Here is a 22964-nt window from a genome sequence, read left to right on the forward strand (position 1 = left end):
GCGTTAAACGCGGGCAGGATGCTTAGCCAGCCAATGCCCAAACTGTTCCGCGGGCATTGGTTTTGCGTAGTAGTAGCCCTGACGCCCATCAACACCACTGTTAAGGACAAACTTCTCTTCATCCGGGGTCTCAATACCCTCTGCAATCACCTGCAAATCGAGCGCCTTGGCGACGGCGACGATAGCTCGTACCAGCGATTGTGAGACGGGCTGTTTATTAATATCGCGGATAAAGCTTTGGTCGAGCTTGATGGCATTGATCGGCACTCGTGCGAGCTGAGAAAGCGATGAGTAACCCGTGCCGAAGTCATCCAGATGAACCTGTGCGCCCAGCTCCTGAAACTGCTTCATCAGCCGCAGGGCTTCAGCTTCATTCTCAATCAGGCAGCTTTCTGTGAGCTCAATATCGATAGGACAGTCGGTGATATTCGCCTCATGCAGTGCCTGTTTCAGGTCAGTATAGATGCTTTGATCAATCAGCTGACGTGCCGACACGTTGACGGCGACGCGCAGAAAAATGCCCTGCTGGCGCCAGACGATAATCTGTTTCAGCACATTGAGCATGACCCAGCGTCCCAGCGGCACAATCAGTCCCGACTCTTCGGCATAGGGAATGAAATCAGCAGGGGAGACCAGGCCGCGCTCGGGTGAGTTCCAGCGTACCAGCGCTTCGGCGCTGCGGACTTCACCATCACTGTCAATTTTCGGCTGGTAATGCACCAGCAGGTGATCCAGCTCCAGCGCCTTACGCAGATTGGTGTCCAGCCACAGGTATTCAAAGACCCGCTGGTTCATCTCTGCCGCGAAGACACAGAACTTGCCACGACCGTTCTCTTTGGCGTGATACATCGCGGTGTCAGCATTGCGAATAAGGCTCTCGCGATCTTCACCATGCAGCGGCGCGAAAGCGATCCCGATAGAGCAGCCGCTGTACACTTCGATCAGTCCGATACGGAAAGGCTGACGCAGGCGCTCAAGAATGCGGGAGGACATCGCCTCCAGCGCAGCCTGGCTGGTGTGCTCAGCCAGCACCACAAACTCATCGCCACCCAGCCGGCCCAGAGTCTGGTCTTTACCCAGACAGCTAAGAATCGCCAATGAGACCGCCTGCAGTAACTGATCGCCGAACATATGACCGTAGGCGTCGTTCACTTTTTTGAAATTATCGAGATCGAGATAGACCACGCCGGTCTCATCGCGCTCAGATCGCTCCAGCGCCAGGCTAATCTGTTGATGAATTGCGTTGCGATTAGGCAAACCGGTCACCGTATCGGTGTTTGCCAGCACCCGCAGGCGTTCCTGGGCGCGTCGCTCCTCGGTTATGTCGGTGCCAGAACAGATGAGGAAAATTTCATTTTTGCCACTGCCGCTGTGAACAAACTTATTACGAAACAGAAACAGTCGCTGACCTTTTTTGGTTTTAACCCAGCGCTCCACCTCATAGGAGTTACCGTCACGGAAGAAGCCCGCAATGTTGCGTCGTGACTGAGAGGCCTCCTGTTTGGTCATAAAGAGCTGAAAGACGTTACGGCCGATAACCTCATGCTCATTCAGACCGGTGTATTCTTCACTAAGACGGTTAAAACGCTGAATATTGCCGCGCTGATCGAGGATCACAATCACCGAGTTGGCTTCAGAAACCACCTGTTCGGCGAATGAAAGACCCAGGGTTAAGTCGCGGGCGACCGCTGAGGTATCGCCCCAGGCAGAAGCGGTTCCTGCCCAGGTCGCCTGGTTCACTTTGCGTCCGACAAAATGCATCGGAACATCAATGCCCTGCAGCGTCATGGTCAGATTGATGCTTGAGGTGATGACCGGCATCGCGCGTATCATGGCTGCCTGGCCGGGGGTCAACGGCAGGGCGATATTAGTTTGTGACGACTCATCTTCGGCAAAATGCAACGCATCGCTGTCCGCGGTCAGACGCCAATGAGGGCTGGTTGTACCGAAAAGGGTGTACAACAACGTTTGCCCTTGTTCATCGGTCATGGAAACTTCCTCCGGGAAGTGCTCTGCAGGCGTTATCTCATTATTTTAGCAACAGTATTCATCATCTGACGCCAGCACAAGATGCAAACCGAATATATTTTCCCATCCAGATAAGAATGGCACAAAAAAGCCCCGACGGTGCGGGGCTGTTTAGTCCGGTCAGCAGGGGCATTTGCCCAGTTTACCCGCCTGGCTGGGGAAGCGGGCATCCAGACAGTAACGGTGGAAATCGCGCTCATTCATCGGCGGCTGATCGGGATGATGGAGTCGCATATGCTGCAGATATTTTTGATAATCCTGCACCCCGACCATTAAGCGAAAACACTGTTGCAGGCCGCGCCAGAATCCCCGCCAGCTGAATGTCTGTGGCTGTGGGGCGGCGGCAGGCTGGCAGCGGATAATCTGCCACTCTCCCTGCGGACGCTGGGACTGATGAATAGCATCAGACATGACGCACCTCCTTGTTGCGCAGCGTCACAACGGACTCATGCGTAGTAGGAAGATCGCTGCGCAGCGCCCGGCGAATGACAAAGAACGCAGAGATGAGCATCGTGACCGCCACCAGCATAAAGAAGGCACACAGGGCCGCGTTAATCTGATTGCTGAAGACGATGGTCTGCATATCCGCCACGCTTTTTGCCGGGGCGATGATCACGCCTTCATCCAGCCCTTTGCGGAACTTATTCGCCTGCGCCAGGAAGCCAATCGACGGTTTTTCATGGAAGATTTTCTGCCAGCCGGCAGTCATCGAGGTGATAAACAGCCAGACGGTTGGCAGGATAGTCACCCAGGCGTAACGCTGCTTTTTCATTTTGAACAGCACCACGGTGCCGAGGATCAGCGCCATGGACGCCAGCATCTGATTGCCGATACCAAACAGCGGCCACAGAGTGTTAATGCCGCCGAGCGGATCGACCACGCCCTGATAGACAAAGAAGCCCCAGCCCGCGACCGCCACGGTCGTGCCGGCCATATTGCCCAGCCAGGAGCGGTTATTCGCCATAGAAGGCACCACGGTGCCTGCCAGATCCTGCACCATAAAGCGGCAGGCGCGGGTACCGGCATCGACCGCCGTCAGAATGAACAGCGCTTCAAACAGAATGGCGAAGTGATACCAGAACGCCATCATCGCCCGGCTGTTAAAGATCTCGGTAATGATGTGGGCCATTCCCACCGCGAAGGTTGGCGCGCCGCCTGCGCGGGACAGGATCGAGCCTTCACCCACGTCACGGGCGATGCCGCTCAGCATTTCCGGCGTGACGACAAAGCCCCAGCCGTTGATCACCTGAGAGGCGCTTTCAACGGTGGTACCAATCAGCGCAGCCGGGGAGTTCATGGCAAAGTAGACGCCCGGATCGAGCACCGAGGCACAAATCAGCGCCATGATCGCAACAAAGGATTCCATCAGCATCGCGCCATAGCCAATAAAGCGGATATGACTTTCCCGCTCCACCAGTTTTGGCGTGGTGCCGCTGGAGACCAGCGCATGGAAGCCGGAGATGGCGCCGCAGGCAATAGTAATAAACAGGAACGGGAACATCGCGCCGGAGAAGACCGGGCCGGTGCCGTCGATAAATTTGGTGACCGCCGGCATTTTCATCTCTGGCATTGCAAAAACAATCCCCACCGCCAGCCCGACAATCACGCCGATTTTAAGAAAGGTCGAAAGGTAGTCACGCGGAGCCAGCAGCAGCCAGACCGGCAGCACGGAGGCAATAAAGCCGTAGATCACCAGCACCCAGGTCAGTGAGGTGCCTTTCAGGGTAAAGAAGGGCCCCCAGTAAGGATGCTGGGCTACGTCACCACCATAGATAATCGCCGCCATCATCAGCACAAAGCCAATCAGTGAAACTTCGGCGATTTTACCGGGCCGGATAAAGCGCATGTAGACGCCCATAAACAGCGCAATCGGAATGGTGGCCGCGATGGTAAACAGTCCCCACGGACTGTTCGCCAGCGCCTTGACCACCACCAGCGCCAGCGCCGACAGGATAATGATCATGACGCCCAGCGCGCCGAGCATGGTCACCACACCGGCAAACGCACCCAGCTCCTGCCGCGCCATCTCGCCCAGTGAACGGCCATCACGACGGGTTGAGATAAACAGGATCAGGAAATCCTGTACCGCACCCGCCAGCATCACCCCGACCAGGATCCAGATGGTGCCAGGCAGAAAGCCCATCTGCGCCGCCAGAATCGGACCCACCAGCGGGCCGGCACCGGCAATAGCCGCAAAGTGGTGACCAAACAGCACCCATTTATTGGTCGGGACATAATCGAGCCCGTCGCTCAGCCGCTCGGCAGGCGTCATCCGGCGGTCGTCCAGTTCGAAAATATTGCGGGCGATAAACAGGCTGTAGAAGCGATAAGCGATGCTGTAACAGGCGACAGCGGCTATCACCAGCCAGACTGCGTTGACGTGTTCGCCGCGGCTGAGGGCCAGCATGGCGAAAGCGCCCGCGCCGATTAACGCCACCACTAACCAGATCGCACTGGTTTTGACGTTTTTCATGACTAACTCCTTGTGAGGACCGAGAGGAAAGCGATCGAAAACAACGAGTCAAACTTAATGTAATGGAATGTAAGTGAAAGTTAATCAGTGGAGAAGTGTGAAGCGGGGTACAAATTTAACTTTTTTGCAATGCGGGCGGGGTGGAAACAGACGGGATAACCGGAGTTATCCCGCCCGATTGACTGCTCAGTACGTCACTACTCAGACGGCGGGACGCGCCACGACGCTGCGGGTTTCCATGCGGACTTCGGCGATGGTGACATCAATCACATCGGTCACACGGTAAACCACTTCGCCTTTGATCTGAACGCTGCCATTTTCCTGGCTGCAGACCAGCTCATCACGCACCGCGTGAATGAACGGCGCCGGGATAAAGGCGACCGCGCCAAACTCCAGCAGGCGAACACGCATGCCACCACGTGACACATCGATAATCTCGGCGCTGAAGCGACGGTCGGTTGCTGCAAACGGCGCCAGATAACGGGCGTAGAGCCAGTCGCCAACATCACGTTCCGCCATGCGGTTCAGGCGGCGGCGCTCACTCATCGTCACCGTCAGCGCATCATCCGGACGAGCGATCTGCTCACCGCGAATAATCGCTTTCAGCAGACGATGGTTGACCATGTCGCCGAACTTACGAATCGGTGAGGTCCATGTGGCGTAAGCCTCAAGTCCCAGGCCAAAGTGCGGGCCAGGCTCGGTGCTGATCTCAGCGAAGGTCTGGAAGCGACGGATCCGGCTGTCGAGGAACTGGGTCGGCTGGGCATCAAGCTCACGACGCAGCACGCGGAAGCCTTCCAGCGTAGTGATCGCCTGCGCATCCACGGTAATACCATGGTTGGCCAGCACGGCCGCGGCCTGTTCAGCATTGGTGGCATCGAAACCGGCATGGACGTTGTAGATACCAAAACCGAGACGGTCACGCAGCACTTTCGCCGCGCAGACGTTGGCCAGAATCATAGACTCTTCGACAATGCGGTTAGCGATGCGGCGCGGTTCAGCCACAATCTCCAGCACTTCACCTTTTTCACCCAGCAGGAAGCGGTAATCCGGGCGATCTTTAAACACCAGCGCGTGAGTCTGACGCCACTCGCTGCGCGCCAGGCAGAGGCGATGCAGCAGGCGAATCTGTTCAGCAATCGCCTCACTTTCCGGCTGCCATGCGCCGCTGTTTTCCAGCCAGTCAGAGACGTCGTCATACGCCAGCTTGGCTTTGGATTCGATCCAGGCGGCAAAGAACTCAACGTCATCACCTAAACTGCCATCGGCTGCCACGGTTACGCGGCAGGCCAGGGCCGGACGGCGCACATTCGGACGCAGCGAGCAGACATCATCAGAGAGTTCGCGAGGCAGCATCGGGATGTTAAAGCCCGGCAGGTAGTTGGTAAACGCACGCTGCGCCGCCAGCTTATCGAGCTGACTGCCTTCCGGCACATAGGCGGTAGGGTCGGCGATAGCGATGGTCAGACGCAGGGCGCCATCGTCCAGGGCTTCCACAAAGAGCGCATCATCCATATCCTGGGTGCTGGCGCTGTCGATGGTAACGAAATCCAGCGCGGTCAGATCTTCACGCGTCAGATTTTCATCCAGCATCTCGCCAAAACTGACATCGGGCGCTTCACGCTCAAGGTTATGACGCGACAGCGTCACCCACCACGGCGCCAGATGGTCATCAGCTTTGACAATAAAATCGGTGAGTTCGGCATAAAAGCCGCGATCGCCTTTCAGCGGATGGCGACGCATCTCCGCCACGGCCCAGTCACCATTTTCAAACTCATGGCTGACATCGCGCGCAGGGCGACACTGGATCGCATCCTTCAGCAGGGGATGATCCGGCACAATCGACAGGCGATCGTCTTTCTTCTGAACCCGGCCAACAAAGCGGCTCAGGAACGGCTCAACCAGGGTTTCCGGCTCAGCGCTTTCGCGATCTTTATCGCTGTGGATCACGGCGGTGATGCGATCGCCGTGCATCACTTTCTTCATCTGCGGTGGCGGAATGAAGTAGCTTTTTTGCGCATCGACTTCCAGAAAGCCGAAGCCTTTTTCAGTGCCTTTTACGACGCCTTCAGCACGAGGCGTTTGCGAATGGAGCTTCTCTTTCAGCTGCGCGAGCAGCGGGTTATCCTGGAACATAATTTTTACGTTTCGTTGGCTGATTGCGGCTGACAGTTTTACGCGAATCGACGTCGCGCGGCAAGGCAAAAAGCCGGACGAGCCGGCTTTTTAGGGGGGAGTGAAAGGGCTGTCAGGCGATGCGCTGATCGGCCAGTGCCTCAGAGAGTTCCAGCTTCACCGGCACCGATTTAGAGGTCGGTGTACCACTGTCATCACCAAAGCTGTTCAGCGGCACCAGCGGGTTGGTTTCCGGATAATAGGCCGCCAGGTTACCGCGCGGAATATTGTAGGGAACCAGTTTGAATCCGCTGACGCGACGGGTAATGCCATCATTCCACAGCGTTTCGATATCGACATTCTGGCCTTCGGTAAAGCCCAGGTCTGCCATATCGTCCGGGTTGATGAACACCACTTCACGCTGACCAAACACGCCACGGTAACGGTCATCGAGGCCGTAAATGGTAGTGTTGTACTGGTCGTGCGAACGCAGTGTCTGCAGGGTAAAAGGCACGTCCTGATCAAGATTCGGGAACAGTGAGGTCGGCAGCGCTGAGGCGTTAAATTCCGCTTTCTGGCTCGGGGTATTGAAGCGCAACTCGGCTGCTGCGTTGCCCAGATAGAAACCGCCCGGGATATCGCATTTGGCGTTAAAGTCGGCAAAGCCCGGGATTGTCGCGGCAATGTGCTCACGGATCAGGTTGTAATCACCCGCCAGCTCGCGCCATTTCACTTTTTCATCACCCAGCACCGCCTCGGCGATACCGGCAACAATCCAGGTCTCAGAACGCTGTGTTTCCGCCAGCGGAATACCGATCCCTTCAGAGGCGTGCACCATGCTGAAAGAGTCTTCCACGGTAATAAACTGATTGCCGGTGGCCTGCAGGTCGCGCTCGGTGCGGCCCAGCGTCGGCAGAATCAGCCCATCGTGACCCGGCACCAGATGGCTGCGGTTCAGTTTGGTGCTGATATGCACGGTCAGACCACAGCGTGACATCGCCTCTTCGGTGCGCGGTGAGTCGGGTGCAGCGGCTGCCAGGTTGCCACCCAGTGCGATCAGCACTTTCACTTCATCACGCAGCATGGCGTTCAGCGCTTCCACGGTGTTGTGGCCTGCCGCACGCGGGGGCTCGAAATTGAAATGATTCCCCAGCGCATCCAGGAAGGCTTTCGCCGGTTTCTCATCGATGCCCATGGTGCGGTTGCCCTGCACATTACTGTGACCACGAACCGGGCAGAGGCCTGCGCCTTTTTTACCCAGCTGGCCAAACAGCAACTGCAGGTTGGTGATCTCGCGCACCGTGTCGACAGAGTGTTTGTGCTGGGTGATGCCCATCGCCCAGGTACAGATCACCCGGTCAGCGCTCTGGTAGATCGCCGCGGCTTCACGGATCTGCGCCTGCGTCAGGCCCGACTGCGCCACAATCTGCATCCAGCTGGTGTTATCCACGGCGTCGAGATACGCCTCAATGCCGTTGGTTTTAGCATTGATAAAGGTCTGATCGAACAGGCCGCTTTCACCAGCCGCCAGACGCGCGCGGTGGGTTTCCAGCAGGGATTTCACCATGCCGCGCACTGCTGCCATATCACCGCCCAGGTTCGGCTGATAATAGGAGGAGCTGATGTTGCCCGCTTTCGAGGTCACCACTTCCAGCGGTTTCTGCGGATCGGCAAAACGTTCCAGACCGCGTTCACGCAGGGTATTAAAGGTGACGATTTTCGCACCGTGATCGGCAGCGTGACGCAGGCTGTGCAGCATACGCGGATGGTTAGTGCCGGGATTCTGACCGAAGACAAAAATGGCATCTGCGTGGTCGAAATCATCCAGACGAATGGTGCCTTTACCGACGCCAATGCTGCGCTTCAGGCCGGTGCCGCTGGCTTCGTGGCACATATTGGAGCAGTCAGGGAAGTTATTGGTCCCCATCAGGCGACCAAACAGCTGATAGAGCCAGGAGGCTTCATTGCTGGCGCGACCGGAGGTGTAGAGCTCCATCTGATCCGGATGATCCATCGCCTTGATGTGCTGCGCGATCAGCGCAAACGCATCATCCCAGCTGATGGGCTCGTAGTGATCGGTTTCCGCGTTGTAGCGCAGCGGATGGGTCAGACGTCCCTGATACTCCAGGAAGTAGTCACTCTGGGTATAGAGCGTGGTTACGCTGTGTTTGGCGAAAAAGTCGGTGTCGACCATCCGGCGTGTCGCTTCCCAGGTCACCGCTTTGGCGCCATTCTCGCAGAAGCTGAAGGTACTTTTATTGTCATCACCCCAGGCGCAGCCTGGACAGTCAAAACCGCGTGCTTTGTTCATGCGCATCAGGTTGCGCATATTTTTCAGGGCCGCTTTGCTGTCAAGAACGAAACGCGTGGTGGCTTCCAGTGAACCCCAGCCGCCCGCTGCCGCGCGATAGGGTTTGATTTGGCGTTTAAATTTCATATTGAGTGCAGGCTTTTTATAGTAGGAATTATTGTTTGGTGTTTGTTATCAGGTTATATCCTGATGGTGAAAGGAAGTCTGCAGCTATCCTCATACCTTGTCTAATTGATTGACTTAATGGTGCGATAGCTGGCGTTTATCGTGCATAAGCCAGAAATGTGATGCTGGTCAGATTTTACCCGCCTTTAACCTGCTGATAACGGGAGTTCTCCCGACAACAGGCTAATACTTGCTGTTCACAATCAGAGAGGGCGCGACTCCATGAAACAGCTGACCAGCCAGATTCATGCATTTGGCAAAGCGTTGATGATGCCAATCTCGGTCATCGCTGCCGCAGGTATCTTCCTTGGGCTGGCGGCGGCCATGCAGAACCCGGCGGTCACCGGCGATGCCTTTGCGCAGATGCAGGTGCCGCAGTTAATTATCGGCTTTATTCGCAAGGTTGCCGGAGCGCTATTCGCTAATCTGCCGGTCTTCTTTGCGGTAGCGAGTGCCATCGGACTGGCGAAAGCGGAAAAACCTACCGCCGCCTTTGCCGCGGTGATTGGCTATATCGTGATGAACGTTGGTATCAGCGCGACGCTGGCGGCCAAGGGGATCACCGCCGCCACCACCACACCTGCAGCCCTGCAGCAGGCGGGGATGGATCAGACCTCCGCCATGATGACCTCGGCGGAATATATCAACATGCTGGGCGTCTTTACCTACAACATGAGCGTACTGGGCGGGGTGATTGCCGGACTGGTAACGGTGGCGCTGCACAATCGCTTTTATACCCAGCAATTGCCTACCGCGATCAGCTTCTTTGGCGGACGGCGTTTTGTGCCGATTGTGACCGTGGTCTGTCTGCCACTGATTGGGGTCTTGCTGGCGCTGATCTGGCCGACCATTGGCGACGGTATCGCCTGGATTGGACAGATGATTGGCAAAAGCGGGCAGTATGGCGCTTTTCTGCTGGGGGCCTTTGAGCGCATCCTGATCCCCACCGGCCTGCATCACATCCTTAACGAAACCGTGCGTTTCACGCCTATTGGCGGCATGGCGGTGGTCGATGGTCAGACCGTGGTTGGCGCACTGAACATCTTCAACGCGTCGCTGACTCATCCGGGATCGATCCCCGATGAGACGCTGCGCACCGCCACGCAGTTTCTGGCGCAGGGCAAGATTCCGGTGATGATGTTCGGCCTGCCCGCCGCGGCGCTGGCGATCTATCACACCGCCCGACCCGAGCATAAACAGCGGGTCAAAGCACTGGTCATGGCGGGGGCGCTGACCTCCTTCACCACCGGCATCACCGAACCGCTGGAGTTCTGCTTTATCTTTGTCTCTCCGGTGCTCTATCTGCTGCACGCTTTCCTGACCGGCCTGTCGTTTATGCTGATGTCGATGCTGCATCTGATGATTGGCAACGTGCAGGGCGGTGTTATCGACCTGGTGGTGTTCGGCATGCTGGGCGGGGCAAAAACCCACTGGTGGTGGACGCTGGCGCTGGGCGTGATCTATGCGCCAATCTACTACTACGCTTTCCGGCTGGTGATCACCCGGATGAATGTTGAAACGCCGGGCCGTGAATCGGAGGATGAGAAACCGCAACAGGTCGCCGCGGATGAACGGACTCAGGTGATTATCAGCGGGCTGGGCGGGCAGGCCAATATCGAGGATGTCGATTGCTGCTTTACCCGGCTGCGCGTACGGGTCAGGGAGATGAATCAGGTGGTCGATCAGACGCTGATGAGCACCGGTGCCAATGGGGTCAATCGCGTCAGCGAGCACGACATTCAGGTGATCTACGGCCCGCAGGTCGAGAAGATCGCCAACGAGGTAAAAATGGCGCTGGGCGTCGCTTAACGGCAGCCTGTTTCACTCTTCGTCACAACGCTAACCGCCGACACTCGTGGGCGGTTAGCCCCTGTTCGCCGGAGCGCTCCGCCCGCTGCCGTCCCGCTTATTGTAACTAAAAAAAGCCCAGCCCTAATGGGCCGTACCTTTCTGCCGATATAGCGACTAATCCTCTTACTTTTCGGAACACCGCGATGTCGTTAAAAAAATCCTCCCTGATTATCTTCTCCTTCCTGCTGGCGCTGTTTCTCACCAGCGTGGCAATCAGCACCTGGTTGCTGATCCAGAGCAATCACTCGCTGAATGCGGTTAATAAAGAGATCCGTGTGGTGCTCTCGGTGATTGACCCAATCAACCACAGCCGCACGCTGCGTGTGCGTCTGATGGAGTACATGAAGGAGATTGAGGGCAGTGACGCAAATAATCCCGCCACGCTGGACAGCGTGCGGACCGTGGCCAGCAAAGCGGATGCTGCATTTCAGGCCTATATGAACGCGCCGCGTCTGCCGGGCGAAGAGGCGGAAGCCGACGCTTATAGCCAGGCTTATCAGGCCTATCGTCAGCAGGGTTTACAGCCGTTGATTGAGGCGGCAGAGGCGCACGATCAGGTGCGCTTTAAAAATCAGATCGCCACCGTGGTTCGCCTTGACCGTCAGTATGAAATCATTCTGGACCGGGTGCTGGCCCAGCATGAAACCTATGCCAAAAAACTTAACAGCGATGCACAGAGTCACTTCACCTCCGGCATTACCCTGCTGGGGCTGTTTGGGGTGCTGTTTTTCGCCATCATCGTCGCCATTTACATCTTCATGAAGCGCTATGTGCTTTCGCCGATCAATGATGCGCAGGAACACTGCAAGCTGATTGCGGCGGGCGTCCTGGATACCACGGTGCCGGTCAAAGCCGGTTCGCGCAGTGAAATTCAGTTGCTGATGGGCTCGCTGGAGCAGATGCGCAGCGCGCTGACCGCCATTATTCTCCAGGTGCGCGATTCAACCCGCTCAGTCTCCACCGCCTCTCAGGAGATTGCGGCGGGCAACATCGATCTCGCCTCGCGAACAGAACAGCAGGCTGCCGCGCTGACGGAAACCGCTGCCAGCATGGAGCAGCTGGGCGCAACGGTGAAACAGAACACTGAAAACGTCTTTGAAGCCTGCCGCCTGACCAGTGAAGCGGTGAAAAACGCGGAAAGCGGCGAAAAGGTCTCGCAGGAAGTGGTGACATCGATGGCGCTGATTAATGCCAGCTCGAAGAAGATCGAGGAGATCACCACCGTGATCGACAGCATCGCCTTCCAGACCAATATTCTGGCGCTGAACGCGGCAGTGGAAGCCGCCAGGGCGGGTGAACAGGGTCGCGGTTTTGCGGTGGTGGCAGGGGAAGTCCGTAATCTGGCCCAGCGCAGCGCTACCGCAGCCAAAGAGATTGAGGGGCTGATTGCGGAATCTGTTTCGATCATCCACGCCGGTTCCGATCAGGTCAGCCGGACCGGTGAGGCGATGAGCGCCATTATCTCCTCTGTCAGCCGCGTGAATCTGCTGATGGAGCACATCTCAACCGCTTCTGATGAACAGAGTCGCGGTATCGGTCAGATTGAGCAGGCGGTTACCGAGATGGACAGCGTCACACAGCAGAACTCGGCGCTGGTGCAGGAGTCTGCCGCAGCATCTGCCTCGCTTGAAGAGCAGGTGCAGTATCTGACGCAGTCGGTCTCCACCTTCCGTCTGGCAAACAGTTAATCAGAGCTCTCCGCGCTGAGTTTATGCAGCGCGGAGTCCGGAGCCCCGATGCTGAGTAATGCCCGACAGAGAAGGGAGAGTTTGATGCAGTGCCTTGTGGCGCAGGGCTAATCGGCGGATTATAAGGCTTTCCAGTAAATATGGGGTGGTCATGCTAATCAGCACGGAAAGTGCCCGTAGCAACAGCGCGGATACCCGACTGGCCTGTACGCTTGCCGCTGCCGCAGGCGCACTGAATACCGCAGCCTTTGAGATCGTCGGTTTTTTTTCAGCCAACATGACCGGGAATGTCTCGCTGCTGTCCGATCATCTGGCAAAAGCGAATCTGGGGCCTGGCCTGTTTTTTTTGTCGATCGTGCTTCTGTTTATTGCGGGTTCCATGTGTTCAACGCTGATCATTAATGCCGGGCACCGCAGAAATATCCGCACCATCTATGCCTTTGTCATCCTGATTGAGGGCGGCGCGCTGATTGCACTGGGGGTGATTGAAAATCACTTTCCGCCGCAGTCGCCCGGTGTAGTGTTAATCATGAGCCTGAGCTTTTTAATGGGGCTGCAGAATGCGGTGGTGACGCGGATCTCCAATGCCCGCGTTCGCACTACCCATATCTCCGGCACGGCGACCGATATCGGGATTGAGCTGGCAATGCTGTTTGAGGTGCTGCGGCGTAAAGCGTCACCGAAAGAGGCGCCGCTCTATCTGAGCCGGCTGCGACTGCACTGTCTGACCCTGCTTTCTTTCCTTGCAGGAGGGATAGCCGGAATCGGGCTTTACCGGCTGCTTAGCTACGATTTCCTGCTGCCAGTAGGGTTCGGGTTAATCTGTCTGGCGCTGAATGCCATCTTTACTAAGCCAGCAAAACAACAGGGCGCGATGATTTAAGTGCGCTACCCTCACTGATGCGTAAACCAGGGCGGCGCGTAGTGTTGATTTCATCGATCCGCCTGTGCAAATGAACCGTGCGGTTAAAACATCCGAGCCTGCGCGGGGTAACATTCAGCCTTATACTCTGGTTGATCCTGCGAACGAGACAGTAATGCGAACAGCCTTCAACCTGCTGATGGATAATTAACATCGACATTAAACAACTCATTTACTTGTGTAACCTGGAACGTGAACGCCATTTCGGGCGGGCCGCGGAAGCCAGTTTTGTTACGCAGCCAACCCTCTCTATGCGCCTGAAAAACCTTGAGCGCGAGCTGGGCCTGCCGCTGATTAACCGCAGCAATAACTTTGCCGGATTTACGCCAGAGGGCGACCGTGTGCTGGCGTGGGCGCGGGAAATTGTTTCGGTCTATCAGGGGCTGAAGCTGGAAGTGGAATCGCTGAAGCATGGGGTGAACGGCACGCTGCGGGTTGGCGTGGTGCCGCAGTGCAGCATGGCACTGCCGCTGCTGCTGAAAGCGGTGCAGGCGCGTTATCCTCAGCTCGACTATCGCATTGCGGTACTGAGTGCTGACCAGTTGCTGGAAGCACTCAACAGCCACACCGTGGATGTCGGGATCGGTTTTTTCGAGATGGCAACCCTGCGTGAACTCCATTTTCAGACCGAGATGCTGGCAGATCGGGGCGTTGAAGCCATATTCCATCCCGACCATTTTCCTGAGCTGGTGGGGGAAACCGCGCTGACGCTTGATGAAGTGGCACAACAGCCGCTCTGCCTGGCGGAGCCGACGCGTTATTTCCGGCGTTATCTTGATATGGCTTTTCGCGAGGCGGCGCTGGTACCCCGGGTGATCGTCGAGAGCGCCTCTGTCATGCAGCTGATGCAGTGCGCGCAGGTCGGCCTGGGGCTGCTGGTGTCGCCGGTCGGTCATCTGCTGTCCGCGTCACTCCAGGGGCTGCAGCAGCGCGCCATCACGCTGCCGCCGATGGCGCGCCAGGCGGCGCTGGTCATCGCTGAGCCTGGCCGTGCTACACCGCTGGCGCAGCACTTTTTCGACGAAGCGCGCGGTCTGCTGCCGGTTTAACGCGGTTACTGCGATTCGCCCAGGGCGTAAAACAGGCGGCTGTTCCAGTTGCCTATGGCGACACTCTGTATCAGCGTGAACAGCGCATCAGCCTCCCAGCCCGCCTCCATTAGCGGCTGCAGATGGGCCGCGCTGAAACGCTCTGGCGAACGGGTCAGCTGCGCTGCCAGCGCAATAATCTGCTGCTCCTGGTCTTTTGCCGCCGCGTCATCCACGCCCTCAATTAAGATCTCATTTCCGGCCAGCAGCCGGAACGCCCAGCGACTGCCCAGAATACGGGCGGCCGTCGCCTCTGCCAGAGTATTGTCCTGAGTGAGATGCTGACGCAGTTGCGCCCAGCCATAGAGCACTGAGGGATCGTGGGCCAGCAACCATACCGCGTCCTGCATTCCCGGCAGCGACTGACAGCGGGTAATGGCAGCGAGCTGCTCAGCACTGGCATACCGCAACTCCAGCGGTTTCAGCACGGGCTGCCAGCGGGCAGGCTGATCAAAACCTGCGGCCTCAGCATCCGGTGGTGCAGTGCTGCCAGGCAGCCAGCGTACCGGCTGGGCCTGCAGCGCCTGTAAACCGGCGACCACCCGCGCCTGATAACTGACAAAGCCGATCACCTGATTCAGCGTCACAATATCGGGCTCTGTCAGGCCGACCGCATCCAGGGCAGTGATTGCGCTGGCGCTGATCAGCTCAGGCTGCATCGCCAGCTGGCGTGCATACTGCGTAATCTGGGTCAGGCGATTATTACTTTCACGTGAGGAGTCGGGCCCGGGCAACGGATTGAGGCGGGCAGAGTAGTGATTACACAGCCGCTGTACACCCGCCACCTGCGCCACCGTCAGCGCCGTGCTGAGGCGATCGTAAAGCGTTAAGGTGTGCGTGAGCGTGGTGACGACGCGGTCGGGGAACAGCAGCTGTGCCAGATCGCGCGCCGCCAGCAGGGCGGGCTGATTGGTGCGCAGCAGTGACTGCACCACGTTGTCATCGGCGTAACATCCCAGCAAAAAACGGTCATCAATATGGGCGGCCTCGGGCACCAGCGGTGCGGCCTGTGAGGTACGTGGACTGGTCTGGCTCTCGTAAAACCAGTGGTTATGGCCCGGATAGCGGCGTTGTTCCATGATCAATCCTTTTGCAAATTCGGGTTCGGTATGCAGGCGGCAGAATCTGAAAATGTGCATAAACCGAAGGGCAGGCTTATCGTCGCTGATGGCCAGTCCGGGGCAAAAGATTGATCGGTGATAATTAATAGCGTTACGGTATAACGGCAGCGAAATCAGGCAGGAAGGGCGAGGCGGGAGCAAAGAGAAGGGCGAGCCAGGCTCGCCCTTGCAGAACTTATTTCAGTTCCAGTTCGTTCATTGCGGCGATGCTGAAGCCGCCATCAACGTGTACCACTTCACCGGTGATGCCGCCAGCCAGGTCAGAGCAGAGGAATGCTGCTGAGTTGCCGACATCTTCGATGGTAACGGTACGGCGAATCGGGGTGACCGCTTCGCAGTGTGCCAGCATCTTACGGAAATCTTTGATGCCTGATGCTGCCAGGGTGCGAATTGGACCGGCAGAAACGGCGTTAACACGCACGCCTTCCGGGCCCATGGCGTTTGCCATGTAGCGCACGTTGGCTTCCAGCGACGCTTTCGCCAGACCCATCACGTTGTAGTTCGGGATCGCGCGCTCAGCACCCAGGTAAGAGAGGGTCAGCAGCGCAGAGTGTGGATTCAGCATCTCGCGGCACTCTTTGGCCATCGCGACGAAGCTGTAAGCACTGATGTCATGCGCGATTTTAAAGCCTTCGCGGGTAACGGCGTTCACGTAGTCGCCAACCAGCTGCTCGCCAGGGGCGAAACCGATAGAGTGAACGAAACCGTCAAATTTCGGCCAGGTTTTTGCCAGTTCAGTGAACAGAGATTTGATGCTCTCATCTTCGGCTACGTCACATGGCAGCACGATGTCTGAACCCAAATCTTTGGCAAACTCTTCCACACGACCTTTTAATTTGTCGTTCTGGTAGGTGAAAGCCAGTTCTGCGCCCTGTTTGTGCATCGCCTGTGCAATACCGTAGGCGATGGAAAGTTTACTGGCAACGCCAGTAATCAGAATGCGCTTACCGGAAAGAAAACCCATAGCTGTAATCCTTATGGTCATTGTAGTTGGCGGCCGCATGGTTAAAAAGTGAGCGACCGACGTTAATCGACGTGCGGATTCTAGCACGTCTCTCATAAATCAGGTAAATCGGCCCGCAATTTCCGCGATATGCAGCAAAAATCAACGCTCCCGCCGCCAGGCTTCGGCACTCAATGCTTCGCCAAAGTGGCTGCTGATCAGTCGTCGGGTCAGATCGTGCAGCGGGGAGGCCAGTACATCAGCGGTGCCGCCGCGCTCGACCACTTCGCCCTGATGCATCACCAGCACCTTATCGCTGATGTGCTTCATCATTCCCAGATGCTGGGTAACATAAATGTATGCGATACCATGCTTCTCCTGCAGTTCCAGCATCAGATTCACCAGCTGGGAACGCATGGTCATATCCAGTGAGGCCAGCGCTTCATCGGCCACAATCACTTTGGGTTGCAAAATCAACGCGCGGGCCAGCCCCAGACGCTGCTTCTGACCGGGTGCCAGCATGTGCGGATAATAGCCGGCGTGATCGCGCAGTAATCCCACCTGACGCAGGGTGGCGATAATGCGTTTCTCTCGATCCTCCGCGCTGAGATCGGTATTAAGCCGCAGCGGGAACTCCAGAATCTGGCTGATACGCTGACGCGGATTCAGGGAGGTTGAGGGGTCTTGGAAAATCATGCGGATGCGCTGACTGCGATAGCCATAATCGCCGAAGGTCAGCGGATGATCGTCTATCAGAATCTCACCTTCGGTAGGGGCGACCATGCCGCTGAGCATCTTCGCCAGCGTGGACTTGCCGGAGCCATTTTCGCCGATTATCGCCAGCGTCTGCCTCTCGCGTAGGGTAAAACTGACCGACTTCACCGCCTCAACGTGCTGACGGCGGAACAGGCCCGTGCGATAGCGAAAGGTTTTACTCAGGTTGCGCACTTCCAGCAGGGTCTCCATGCTACTGGCCCTCCATATTCAGCGGGAAATGACAGGCATAAAGATGCGTTTTGCTGCCGGTGAGCCGTGGCGTTTCAATACATTTGCGCTGCGCATAAGGGCAACGTGGCCCCAGACGACAGCCAATCGGCAGGCTCTCCAGCGACGGGATCGCCCCTGACAGGGTATTGAGACGGCTTTTGTGCGGCAGGGATCGTCCAAAATCGGGCATCGCCCGAATCAGCGCCTGAGTATAAGGATGGTGCGGCGTACTCATTAAATCTTCGCTCTGGGCGGTTTCTACCGTCTGACCACAGTACATCACGTTGATACGGTCCGCCCACTGGCTCATGGTGCGCAGGTCATGACTGATCAGCAGAATGGTGGTGTTGTTGTTCTGGTTCAGACGGCTCAGCAGGCGGAAAATCTGCGCCTGCGTAGTGGGTTCCATGGCATTCGTCGGCTCATCGGCAATCAGCAGACGCGGCTGATTAGCCAGCGCAATCGCGATCATCACTTTCTGGCATTCGCCTTCGGTCAGCTCATAGGGGAAGCTGCGCATTATATCTTTGTGATCTTTAATGCCGACGCGATGCAGCAGTTCGATGGCGCGGGTTTTGCGCCAGAACCAGAAGCGTTTCAGCCACGGACCTTTATACGTCCAGAGCGGGATCACCTGCATCAGCTGACGACCGATGCTTTCAGAGGGATCCAGACAGGATTGCGGCTCCTGAAAAATCATCGAGACGTTATGTCCGATAATGCGGCGGCGCTCGCGCGACGACAGGCGCAGCAGGTCGACATCATCAAATACCATGCGATCGGCGGTGACACGCCAGTTATCGTTAGTTACGCCGCAGATCGCCTTGGCAACCAGACTCTTACCGGAGCCGGACTCACCGACCAGGCCACGGATTTCACCTTCGCCCAGCGTCAGATTGACGCGATCGACCGCTTTGACCGGTCCGTCAGCGGTCATAAATTCAATGGTCAGATTACGGATATCGAGTAACGGCATTTATTCCACTCCCGCTTCGACGGCGCGACGGATGCCGTCACCGAGCAGGTTAACAATTAATACGCTGACCATCAGCGCCACACCCGGCAGCATAACGGTCCAGGGGGCGACGTAGATCAGCTCCAGCGAATCACCCAGCATCGCTCCCCATTCGGGCGAAGGCAGCTGCGCGCCCAGATCGAGAAATCCGAGTGCGGCAATATCCAGAATCGCCATCGATAGCGCGCGGGTAATTTCGGTGATCAGCAACGGTAAAATGTTAGGCAAAATGGCGTAGCGCAGGATGTTGCGGCCTCTGGCACCGTCAAGACGTGCCGCCACCACATACTCTTTTTCCAGCTCATCATGCACGGCACTGTAAATCTCGCGCACCAGACGTGGAATCAGCGCCAGCCAGACCGCCAGCAATGCATGCTCGAGTCGTGGTCCGAGAAACGCCACCACGATAATCGCCAGTAACAGCGACGGAATAGAGAGCAGGGTGTCCAGCACGTGGTTCATCACCGCCGAGCGTATGCCATGCGTCATGCCCGCCAGTACGCCCAGCACCAGCGCGCCGAGCGTGGCGAACAGCGTCACCAGAATCGCCGAACCCACCGTCGGGCCCGCACCGCTCAGCAGGCGGCTCAGCACATCCCGACCCAGATCGTCGGTGCCGAGAAAGAAGGAAACATCGCCATAATGTGACCAGGATGGCGGCAGCAACTGATAACCCAGGAACTGCTGATCGATATCGTATGGCGCTATCAGCCCGCCAAACAGACAGAGCAGCAGCAGTGCGCCAAAGCCATACAGCCCGACCATCGAAATCGGGTTGCCATAGAAATGGTGCCAGCTCTGACGAAACGCGCTGGGCAGGCGTTTTTCGGCGTAAATATTATCGGAGGGCATACGCTTTCACTTTATTGTGCTTGAGTTCGGACAACATTTCTTTATAAAAATTACTCATATCAGAGGGTTATCCTGAGGACATGCTTTATGTTTCTTTATCATGGCTGACTCTGAGTAGCGTTAATTTATGTGTTTTGTGTACGCCTCTGCGTAGACGCAAAGAAGCAAAGAAGATGTACACATTGCAGACAGACACTAAGCTCAGGAAAGCGCTGGGTAAGCGCCGCGACAAAGCAGAGGTTATCTTCAACTCGTCCGGACTGAATGTCAGGCTCTCCATTCGAGGCGGCGTGACATTTTTCTACCGTTATCGCTGGGAGGGTTAACCCGTCAGCTGTCTACAGGGGATTATCCGTCGATATCCCTGTTACAGGCAAGGAAACGGCGTCAGCAATTTCGGCTCTGGATTGCAAAGGGTTATGATCCGCGTCGGCATATCATCCTGAACAGCCTGAAAAAAGTTATATTCACCTCCGGATAACAGGCAATAAAAACCGCCCTGTTGGGCGGCGGAGTAGATCTTAGCGGAGGCTACGCTGGCCGGACCCTGGCCTTTGTCGGGTGTCCGTCAGGCCCATCGTCATGGGTGTGGTCAGGATCCGGCTCAATGATCACGATATAATCTTTACCTATCCCATCGCGCGTTAATGTTACTAAATCTCCGGCAACAGGTTTGGTGTCAAACTCATGTTCCTCTTCAACGCCGGTATCTTCAAAAATTACAGCGAATTTCATTTTTCGTCCTCTTTCTGATAAACCGCGTCGTTACCGCGAGGTTTGTTGCTGACGCCTACTTAAAGAATTTTAGACTATCCTGAAAATATTAGGCATCTCAGTGGATTACTTCATGCCGATATTATGCGCGATTACCGACTGGCTTCAGGTGTCCCGGTGTTCAGACCGCTGTGGAAGCATGTCCGCCTGGCGGTTTCAGGTGCAGACGCTATGCGCGAATGGCTCACTACTGAAACCCTGCCGGAACCCGCACAGGAAATCGTTCATGATGCTGCATGAGTAATACACCGTAAATCTTCCACGGAAGACGGATAATCCAACACCTAAGACGTTCGCCTCAACAGAGATCACTTTTTGTGCAACATTGACAGATTCTTCATCATTTCCTGATTGTTCATTGATGACTTTGAGGGATAGTCGCGTCCTGAGAGTGAACTCTTTACTAAAGGAGATAAATCGGTGGCGAGAATAAAATGAAAGGAGCTTAGACAAGGGAATTGCAAACGATCAATATAGAATTAAATTTTGTGTGACAATGGATTTGAATTAAAAGAGACCGCAAAAAACGCAAAAGGGGGATGGCATGACAGATAAAAACTTCTTTAATGCATTAATAAAATGGATTGATGATCATGCGGATGAAAAAATAAGCCTGGATAAAGTGGCTAAAAAAAGTGGATATTCAAAATGGTACCTTAACAGAATGTTCACAAAGCATTGCGGAGTCAGCCTCGGGAAATATATTAATAACACCAGAATGCAGGCGGCCTCGCTGAGTTTAAGGTTTACTGAAGCCACTGTTGCAGAGGTGGCTGATCAGTTCAACTACGACTCACAGCAAACGTTCACTCGCGCCTTCTCACGACATTTTGGTATGCCTCCCGGCATCTGGCGAATCACTGATGCTGCAAAAAAATCAGATAAGGACTCTCTCTGCTTCCCCAGCGATGACACCATTTTCAGGCAGCGATTGAGAGCTTACGTAATGCCATAGGTTTACCTGATTGCATCCTCAGAAAATTATTATCTACAGGACGGCGGGGAAGGACCGCGATGCATAAAAAATTAAAATCGGCCCTGAGATTAAACGTTTTATCTTTAAACACCCTTCATGGGTGCCTGGCAATTCAGGAACGGGCGGGTTTGTGCTTATTTCCAGCCGCTCCATTGCAGAAAATAAGCCTGATTTCCCTGAAAGATTAAAAAATTGTTTTCCCCGTGGAGTGCGCATCCGCCCAGCGAAGCTTATACGTCCATTCTTTATCAAGTGAACCGATTGAAAGCCTCATCTCCTTGCCCGTCTGCTTACAGTAGTCCCGTGCCGCACCAATGTTTTTCCACATAAGTAAACTACCCGGACTAAGGTCCGAATATTTCATGTTAACGCCGCCGTTTGGCACATCAAAATAGATAATGTGTTCACTCTCAGCCATGAAGAGCAGATCCATCGCGCATGGCTCGTTCCCAACAAAAAGAATATAGCCGAAGAGCATCCTTTTCATGGCAATAATAAGCGTGATCAGGTTCTCTCTGGAATAACAGGTTATGCTGTCAGAGAAACGGGATTTAAAAAGGAAGATATAATAGTCTGCCAGCTCTTCAGGGCTGAATTGATTCATATCACAGCAGCGGCCACCCGCACGTGTGAACCGGTTGTATTCGTTGCGGCGATTCTTTTCTGTTTTAACTGAATAGCTCTCTTTTACAAAGCACACTTTATTTTTTCGGGCAAAAGAAAAGTTAAAATTTATGAAGTTGTGCTTGTTGAAATGTGACATTTTATTGGTTTTTTCAGGGAAAAGCATCGAGGCATTTTTAGCCGCCGGCACCATGATCTCATCATAAGATAGCGGGAATTTTTTCCATTGATCGACACCTATCCGCGAATGATCCAGCAGGGCATATGCGGCAATATAGCCACCTTGCTTTACTTTATGAAAATACGTTGCCTCATGACCTGTGCGAGATGAGAAAAACCTGATCACGTCAGGATGCATATTAACACTCCCGCCAAAACGGTTAAAACAGTGCTCATAAATGCCAGCGTCGGATTTTTCCCAGCCGTAAAGCATTCTTTTGAAGTGGCTCATATAAAATGTTAAACCTGATAGTTGTTCTGATTAATCGAGTTAAAAAGATGGCTCCTGAATGTCAGCCACCCTATGCTATCTTTTCCTGTCACTAACTCCGGACAGATGGTCTCTGCTGTGACATTTTAATCAGGGCATTATGTATTTTTTTTATCAACGTAAAGGCAAGGAAATATCAAGAATCTATCAAGCGATGTCGTTTTATTGCTTTATATTTGTGAGGGCTGCCTGACATTTATATCAAGTTTATCTGAGTCACCCGCGTAATAGCCTGACCGGGTGACTTCATTCTCTTTCAAACAATCCGCTGGCTCTGCTCCCGGCGATGCTTATGATAATCCTCATCACACTCGCTTGAACAGAAAGCAGTTTCAGCCACTACGGGCTCATCTTTACACCAGATGCATAAGCCGTTTGGGCTTTTAAGTTTGGCCTTACGAGCTGCCAGAGAGGCAGCGAGATGCGCTTCTTCACGCTCCTGTGCCAGATCAACTTCATCCATAAATGTTCATCTCCTCATTAATGTTTACGCTTCGAACTTAAATCGGTTTCTGCAGGAACAATATTCGTGTACATCAAT

The 22964-nt window shown here is 55.3% G+C and carries 19 protein-coding genes and 1 pseudogene; 7 read left to right on the forward strand and 13 right to left on the reverse strand.

All coding sequences use genetic code 11. The features are described 5' to 3' along the window. Positions 1-3 precede the first annotated feature (3 nt). From pdeR to ACO6VX_RS04330, 5 genes are all read right to left on the reverse strand, one after another. Complete coding sequence (gene pdeR / locus ACO6VX_RS04310; protein WP_010244518.1) at positions 4-1989, reverse strand: cyclic di-GMP phosphodiesterase; 1986 nt, start codon at positions 1987-1989, stop codon at positions 4-6. A gap of 159 nt (positions 1990-2148) precedes the next feature. After that, the gene (locus tag ACO6VX_RS04315) at positions 2149-2439 is read right to left on the reverse strand and encodes a YbdD/YjiX family protein (protein ID WP_010244521.1); all 291 of its coding nucleotides are present in this window, start codon (positions 2437-2439) and stop codon (positions 2149-2151) included. Next, positions 2432-4501, reverse strand: a complete 2070-nt coding sequence (locus ACO6VX_RS04320; protein WP_010244523.1) for a carbon starvation CstA family protein — start codon at positions 4499-4501, stop codon at positions 2432-2434. The genes ACO6VX_RS04315 and ACO6VX_RS04320 overlap by 8 nt, the downstream gene beginning before the upstream one ends. 201 nt (positions 4502-4702) lie before the next feature. Further along, positions 4703-6637, reverse strand: a complete 1935-nt coding sequence (locus ACO6VX_RS04325; RefSeq protein ID WP_010244527.1) for an exoribonuclease II — start codon at positions 6635-6637, stop codon at positions 4703-4705. A 112-nt stretch (positions 6638-6749) separates the two neighbouring features. Continuing rightward, positions 6750-9053, reverse strand: coding sequence for an FdhF/YdeP family oxidoreductase (locus ACO6VX_RS04330; protein ID WP_033757827.1), 2304 nt, complete (start codon positions 9051-9053; stop codon positions 6750-6752). A 261-nt stretch (positions 9054-9314) separates the two neighbouring features. Between ACO6VX_RS04330 and ACO6VX_RS04335 the strand changes: the two genes are divergently transcribed. The 4 genes from ACO6VX_RS04335 to ACO6VX_RS04350 all read left to right on the forward strand — a co-directional run bounded on the left by ACO6VX_RS04335 (position 9315) and on the right by ACO6VX_RS04350 (position 14602). Beyond that, entirely contained in the window at positions 9315-10901 is a 1587-nt protein-coding gene (locus ACO6VX_RS04335; protein WP_022625584.1) for a PTS transporter subunit EIIC, read from the forward strand. 185 nt (positions 10902-11086) lie between these two features. Continuing rightward, positions 11087-12631: a methyl-accepting chemotaxis protein gene (locus tag ACO6VX_RS04340; protein WP_033757823.1), complete on the forward strand. Its 1545-nt coding sequence runs from the start codon at positions 11087-11089 to the stop codon at positions 12629-12631. Between the two features lie 151 nt (positions 12632-12782). Beyond that, entirely contained in the window at positions 12783-13514 is a 732-nt protein-coding gene (locus tag ACO6VX_RS04345; protein ID WP_122888831.1) for a YoaK family protein, read from the forward strand. 191 nt (positions 13515-13705) lie between these two features. Then, entirely contained in the window at positions 13706-14602 is an 897-nt protein-coding gene (locus ACO6VX_RS04350) for a LysR family transcriptional regulator (protein ID WP_029519092.1), read from the forward strand. Between the two features lie 5 nt (positions 14603-14607). Here ACO6VX_RS04350 and ACO6VX_RS04355 read toward each other — a convergent pair whose 3' ends face one another. The 5 genes from ACO6VX_RS04355 to sapC form a co-directional block, all read right to left on the reverse strand. Then, the gene (locus ACO6VX_RS04355) at positions 14608-15720 is read right to left on the reverse strand and encodes a CMD domain-containing protein (RefSeq protein ID WP_159226461.1); all 1113 of its coding nucleotides are present in this window, start codon (positions 15718-15720) and stop codon (positions 14608-14610) included. 217 nt (positions 15721-15937) lie between these two features. Continuing rightward, entirely contained in the window at positions 15938-16726 is a 789-nt protein-coding gene (gene fabI, locus ACO6VX_RS04360; RefSeq protein WP_010244547.1) for an enoyl-ACP reductase FabI, read from the reverse strand. A 141-nt stretch (positions 16727-16867) separates the two neighbouring features. Beyond that, the gene (sapF, locus tag ACO6VX_RS04365) at positions 16868-17671 is read right to left on the reverse strand and encodes a putrescine export ABC transporter ATP-binding protein SapF (RefSeq protein WP_010244550.1); all 804 of its coding nucleotides are present in this window, start codon (positions 17669-17671) and stop codon (positions 16868-16870) included. Position 17672: 1 nt separating this feature from the next. Then, positions 17673-18668, reverse strand: a complete 996-nt coding sequence (gene sapD, locus ACO6VX_RS04370) for a putrescine export ABC transporter ATP-binding protein SapD (RefSeq protein WP_418795902.1) — start codon at positions 18666-18668, stop codon at positions 17673-17675. Then, positions 18669-19559, reverse strand: a complete 891-nt coding sequence (gene sapC, locus ACO6VX_RS04375; protein WP_010670235.1) for a putrescine export ABC transporter permease SapC — start codon at positions 19557-19559, stop codon at positions 18669-18671. It lies immediately after the preceding gene. 173 nt (positions 19560-19732) lie between these two features. On the opposite strand from sapC, the pseudogene ACO6VX_RS04380 reads away from it, so the two are divergent. Then, a pseudogene (locus tag ACO6VX_RS04380) lies at positions 19733-20022 on the forward strand (Arm DNA-binding domain-containing protein); the annotation flags it as partial. A 68-nt stretch (positions 20023-20090) separates the two neighbouring features. On the opposite strand, the gene ACO6VX_RS04385 reads toward ACO6VX_RS04380, so the two are convergent. Further along, positions 20091-20294, reverse strand: a complete 204-nt coding sequence (locus ACO6VX_RS04385) for a hypothetical protein (RefSeq protein ID WP_010244562.1) — start codon at positions 20292-20294, stop codon at positions 20091-20093. Between the two features lie 123 nt (positions 20295-20417). Here ACO6VX_RS04385 and ACO6VX_RS04390 point away from each other — a divergent pair, with 123 nt between their 5' ends. After that, on the forward strand, positions 20418-20573 hold the full coding sequence (locus ACO6VX_RS04390) for a hypothetical protein (RefSeq protein ID WP_422457750.1): 156 nt from the start codon (positions 20418-20420) through the stop codon (positions 20571-20573). 304 nt (positions 20574-20877) lie between these two features. After that, positions 20878-21288, forward strand: coding sequence for a helix-turn-helix domain-containing protein (locus ACO6VX_RS04395; protein ID WP_422457752.1), 411 nt, complete (start codon positions 20878-20880; stop codon positions 21286-21288). Positions 21289-21493: 205 nt separating this feature from the next. On the opposite strand, the gene ACO6VX_RS04400 is transcribed toward ACO6VX_RS04395, so the two are convergent. Together ACO6VX_RS04400 and ACO6VX_RS04405 are read right to left on the reverse strand one after the other, a co-directional pair. Continuing rightward, positions 21494-22384: a hypothetical protein gene (locus tag ACO6VX_RS04400; RefSeq protein ID WP_111533848.1), complete on the reverse strand. Its 891-nt coding sequence runs from the start codon at positions 22382-22384 to the stop codon at positions 21494-21496. A gap of 295 nt (positions 22385-22679) precedes the next feature. Beyond that, entirely contained in the window at positions 22680-22886 is a 207-nt protein-coding gene (locus tag ACO6VX_RS04405; RefSeq protein ID WP_010244571.1) for a hypothetical protein, read from the reverse strand. Between the last annotated feature and the right edge of the window lie 78 nt (positions 22887-22964).

The organism is Pantoea sp. BJFS-204 (genome assembly GCF_049310725.1).
In the GTDB taxonomy this organism is placed as follows: domain Bacteria; phylum Pseudomonadota; class Gammaproteobacteria; order Enterobacterales; family Enterobacteriaceae; genus Pantoea; species Pantoea agglomerans.

What these genes read in the sequence shown, in the direction of transcription:
- ACO6VX_RS04345 (WP_122888831.1), top strand. Translation starts at nt 12,783, where the DNA reads ATGCTAATCAGCACGGAAAGTGCCCGTAGCAACAGCGCGGATACCCGA.
- ACO6VX_RS04315 (WP_010244521.1), bottom strand. Translation starts at nt 2,439, where the DNA reads ATGTCTGATGCTATTCATCAGTCCCAGCGTCCGCAGGGAGAGTGGCAG.
- ACO6VX_RS04320 (WP_010244523.1), bottom strand. Translation starts at nt 4,501, where the DNA reads ATGAAAAACGTCAAAACCAGTGCGATCTGGTTAGTGGTGGCGTTAATC.
- ACO6VX_RS04400 (WP_111533848.1), bottom strand. Translation starts at nt 22,384, where the DNA reads ATGAGCCACTTCAAAAGAATGCTTTACGGCTGGGAAAAATCCGACGCT.
- ACO6VX_RS04340 (WP_033757823.1), top strand. Translation starts at nt 11,087, where the DNA reads ATGTCGTTAAAAAAATCCTCCCTGATTATCTTCTCCTTCCTGCTGGCG.
- ACO6VX_RS04390 (WP_422457750.1), top strand. Translation starts at nt 20,418, where the DNA reads ATGCGCGATTACCGACTGGCTTCAGGTGTCCCGGTGTTCAGACCGCTG.
- pdeR (WP_010244518.1), bottom strand. Translation starts at nt 1,989, where the DNA reads ATGACCGATGAACAAGGGCAAACGTTGTTGTACACCCTTTTCGGTACA.
- sapD (WP_418795902.1), bottom strand. Translation starts at nt 18,668, where the DNA reads ATGCCGTTACTCGATATCCGTAATCTGACCATTGAATTTATGACCGCT.
- ACO6VX_RS04395 (WP_422457752.1), top strand. Translation starts at nt 20,878, where the DNA reads ATGACAGATAAAAACTTCTTTAATGCATTAATAAAATGGATTGATGAT.
- ACO6VX_RS04330 (WP_033757827.1), bottom strand. Translation starts at nt 9,053, where the DNA reads ATGAAATTTAAACGCCAAATCAAACCCTATCGCGCGGCAGCGGGCGGC.
- sapF (WP_010244550.1), bottom strand. Translation starts at nt 17,671, where the DNA reads ATGGAGACCCTGCTGGAAGTGCGCAACCTGAGTAAAACCTTTCGCTAT.
- ACO6VX_RS04355 (WP_159226461.1), bottom strand. Translation starts at nt 15,720, where the DNA reads ATGGAACAACGCCGCTATCCGGGCCATAACCACTGGTTTTACGAGAGC.
- ACO6VX_RS04385 (WP_010244562.1), bottom strand. Translation starts at nt 20,294, where the DNA reads ATGAAATTCGCTGTAATTTTTGAAGATACCGGCGTTGAAGAGGAACAT.
- ACO6VX_RS04325 (WP_010244527.1), bottom strand. Translation starts at nt 6,637, where the DNA reads ATGTTCCAGGATAACCCGCTGCTCGCGCAGCTGAAAGAGAAGCTCCAT.
- ACO6VX_RS04335 (WP_022625584.1), top strand. Translation starts at nt 9,315, where the DNA reads ATGAAACAGCTGACCAGCCAGATTCATGCATTTGGCAAAGCGTTGATG.
- sapC (WP_010670235.1), bottom strand. Translation starts at nt 19,559, where the DNA reads ATGCCCTCCGATAATATTTACGCCGAAAAACGCCTGCCCAGCGCGTTT.
- ACO6VX_RS04405 (WP_010244571.1), bottom strand. Translation starts at nt 22,886, where the DNA reads ATGGATGAAGTTGATCTGGCACAGGAGCGTGAAGAAGCGCATCTCGCT.
- fabI (WP_010244547.1), bottom strand. Translation starts at nt 16,726, where the DNA reads ATGGGTTTTCTTTCCGGTAAGCGCATTCTGATTACTGGCGTTGCCAGT.